This window comes from Elioraea sp. Yellowstone (assembly GCF_006704265.1).
Lineage (GTDB): Bacteria > Pseudomonadota > Alphaproteobacteria > Acetobacterales > Acetobacteraceae > Elioraea.
The window spans coordinates 1-2817 of record NZ_VIKA01000248.1 but is presented as its reverse complement, the minus strand read 5'-3'; the positions used below and the strand labels follow the sequence as shown (position 1 = coordinate 2817).

The window sequence follows — 2817 nt, the reverse complement described above, 5'->3', positions numbered from 1 at the left end:
GTGCTGGCCTCGGCGGCACTCGCGCGCGGCGACCTCGCCACCGCCCAGGCCGAACTCGACCGGCTCGGTCCGGCCGCGCGCGGCGGCGAGCTCGCCGGCGTGCTGACCGGCACGATCCGCCTGGTGCGCTTCGACCTCGCCGGCGCGCGCGCGGCCTTCGAGACGACGTTGCGCGACCATCCGAACAGCATCCGCGCCCGGCTCGGGCTTGCCCGCGTCGCCGCCATGCAGGGCGAGGCCGAACGGGCCGAGCAGCTCTTCGCCGAGGTGCTGGAGCGCGAGCCCGGCAATCCGGAGGCGCTCGCCCGCCTGTCGGCGGCCGCGCTGAGCGGCGGCGCGCGCGCGGCCTCCTCGCGCGCGGTGCTGGAGGCGGCCAACCGGGCGCATCCGGCCGACCCGGCGCTTGCCGCGACCCTCGGCACGGTGCTGCTGCGCCTCGGCGAGCCCGCCAGGGCGGCCGAGGTGCTGGACGCACCGGCCTTCCGCGATCGCCGGCGCGAGACCCGCCACCTCCTCCTGCTCGCCGAGGCGCGCGAGGCGGCCGGGCAGACGAAGGAGGCCGAGGAGGCGGCCCGCATGGCGATGGCGCAGGACCCGAACAACCCGTTCGCGCGCCGCATCGTCGCGGGCCTGCTCCTGAAGGCCAAGGATCAGCGCGCCGCCGAGCTCGTGCTGGAACAGGGGCTGCGCACGCAGCCCGCCGATCCGGTGCTGCAGCAGAGCCTCGTGCAGGTGGTGCGCGAGGGGCGCGGCCTCGACGCCGCGCTCGATCTCGCCAACCGTCTCGCCGCCCAGGAGGCGATGCGGCCCGCCTCGCTCGCGCTGCGCGGGGATCTTCTGATGGGTGCGGAGCGTTTCGAGGAAGCCGCGGCCGCCTATGCCGCCGCCTATGCCCAGGCCCCCTCGCGCGAGCTGGCGCAGCGCCGCGCCGGCGCGTTGCAGCGGCAGAACAAGCAGGCCGAGGCGGCGGCGGCGCTCGCCGCCTGGCTCGAGCGCGAGCCGGGCGATGCCGCGATCCAGGCGCAGCTCGCCCAGCTCGAGATCGTCGCCGGCAGGACCGCCGAAGCCGAACGCCGGCTCGTCCAGGTGGTGGCCGCCCGGCCGGAGGACGCGATCTCGCTCAACAACCTCGCCTGGCTGATGCAGGCGCGCAGCGATCCGGCCAGCGAGGCGGGCAAGGCCGCGCTCGCCGAGGCGCGGCAATACGCCGAGCGCGCCTACTACATCGCCCCCTCGGCCGAGACCGCCGACACGCTCGGCTGGATCCTCGCGCGCCAGGGCGAGGCCGAGCGTGCGCTGCCGCTGCTGCGGCAGGCGGCGGCGGCGTCGGTGGCGCGGCGGCGGCCGGATCCGTCGATGTTCTACCGCTATGCCGTCGTGCTCGAGGCGGCGGGGCAGCGCGACGAGGCGCGGCGCGTGCTCGAGCCGGTGGTGAAGGCGGATCTGCAGTTCCCGGAGCGGGCCGAGGCCGAACGGCTCTATGCCCGTCTCGGCGGCGGCTGATCGGCGACCTCCCCGGGACAGCGGCGCGCCATGCGCGATCTCGCCTTCGTGGCGATCATGATCCCGCTGCTCGGGATGGCGGCGGCGCGCCCCTTCGTCGGCGCGCTCCTGTGGTCGTGGATCTCGTTCATGAGCCCGCAGCGCGAGATGTGGGGCTTCGCCTCCGCGCTGCCCTGGGCACAGACGACCTTCCTGGTGACGCTGCTCGGCTGCGCGATCGCCCGCGAGCCGAAACGGCTGCCGCTCAATGCGGTGACGGTGCTGCTCCTGCTCTTCGGTGCGGGCGTCACCGCGACCTCGCTGGTCGCCCTGCAATCGGCCGAGATCGTCTGGCGCGAATGGGAGCGCGTCATGAAGATCCTCGCCGGCGTGCTGCTGACGGCGGCGCTGCTGACGACGCGCGAGCGCATCCACGCGCTGATCTGGATGATCGCGATCGCGCTCGGCTTCTTCGGCGTCAAGGGCGGGATCTTCACGGTGATGACCGGGGGCGTGCACAAGGTGCTGGGTCCGCCGGATTCGATCCTCGCCGACCGCAACCACCTCGCCACCGCCCTGCTCGTCGTGGTGCCGCTGATGAACTATCTCAGGCTCCAGTCGCGCCACGCGATCGTGCGGACCGGGCTTGCCGCCGCCATGGTCTCGACCGTGTTCGCCGCGATCGGCAGCCAGTCGCGCGGCGCGCTCGTCGCGCTGATCGCTTCCGCCTTCGTGTTCTGGGTCCGCAGCAGGGGGAAGATCACCTCCGGCATCATCGTCGCCGCCGTGGTCGCGGCCGTCCTCACCTTCATGCCCGAAAGCTGGGTCGAGCGGATGCGCACGATCCAGGACTACGAGCACGAGGGCTCGGCGATGGGGCGGGTGATGATCTGGACCGCCTCCTGGCAGATCGCGCTCGCCCGGCCGCTGACGGGCGGAGGCTTCCGCGCGATGTACAGCCAGGAGATCGTGAACCGCTACGCGCCCGGCATCCCTGCGCGCGCCGCCCACAGCATCTGGTTCGAGACCCTGGGCGAGCACGGCTTCGTCGTGTTCGCGCTCTGGCTCGGCGTGCTCGCCGCCGGCATGGCCTACAGCCTGCGCGTGGTGCGGCTCGCGCGCCGCGAGCCGGAGCTCCGCTGGGCCTACGACCTCGCCCGGATGGCGCAGGTCTCGACGGTCGCCTATGCCGCCGGCGGAACGTTCCTGTCGCTGCAGTACTGGGACGTGCAGTGGACGCTGATGGCGGCGCTCGCCGCCGCGCACGGCCTGGTGGCCGCGGCGGTGCGCGAGGCCGCGCCGGCACCCGCGCAGCCCACCGCCCCCGGCTGGCGC

General features: G+C 74.3%; 2 protein-coding genes. Both read left to right on the top strand.

The window, feature by feature from the left end; all coding sequences use genetic code 11:
• Positions 1-1503 (top strand): tetratricopeptide repeat protein (locus FK498_RS18315; RefSeq protein WP_141857095.1); only part of this gene is annotated, 1503 nt, incomplete at its 5' end.
• A gap of 30 nt (positions 1504-1533) precedes the next feature.
• Positions 1534-2817 (top strand): putative O-glycosylation ligase, exosortase A system-associated (locus tag FK498_RS18310; protein WP_141857093.1); only part of this gene is annotated, 1284 nt, incomplete at its 3' end.